We start from the raw sequence: 490 nt of genomic DNA, 5'->3' as shown, positions 1-490 counted from the left end.
GAGTAACCCTGTAAAAAATTCACAGGGCAACAGCCCGAACGACTGGCTTGGTATTCGTATAAAACAATATTTCTGAATGGGTTATTTACGACAGGCGTATCTGTGCCTGTGCAATAAAGCCACATATACGATTTAAATTTATCATCACTCACCACATTAACTGTGGTTTCATCAGCTTGAATCACACATTGTTCAAGTAATATTTGATGTAACCTGTCATACAGAGGTTTAAATAAACTAGCACATTTGATTATCCAATCAGACATGGTTTGCCGACTGATTTCGATGCCATGTTGTTTAAACATGCTTTCTTGTCGATAAAGCGGTAGTGCGTACTGATATTTACTGGTAATTATTTGGCTGAGTAAACTCGGTGTCGCTATGCCTTTTGGTATTGGCGTAGTCGGTACGGGCGCTTGTTTTATGCGTACCTGTGTATTGATTTTTTCACACGCTCGACAGCTGTATTTGGGACGAACATGTTCAATCA

The 490-nt window shown here is 39.6% G+C and carries 1 protein-coding gene; it reads right to left on the bottom strand.

What is annotated here, in order from left to right:
• The coding region (locus DS2_RS19430) for an IS66 family transposase (RefSeq protein ID WP_035016749.1) at positions 1-490 on the bottom strand (490 nt) is incomplete at both ends.

The organism is Catenovulum agarivorans DS-2 (genome assembly GCF_000568405.1).
Classification (GTDB): Bacteria; Pseudomonadota; Gammaproteobacteria; order Enterobacterales; family Alteromonadaceae; genus Catenovulum; species Catenovulum agarivorans_A.
This window is presented reverse-complemented; position numbering and strand designations above follow the sequence as displayed.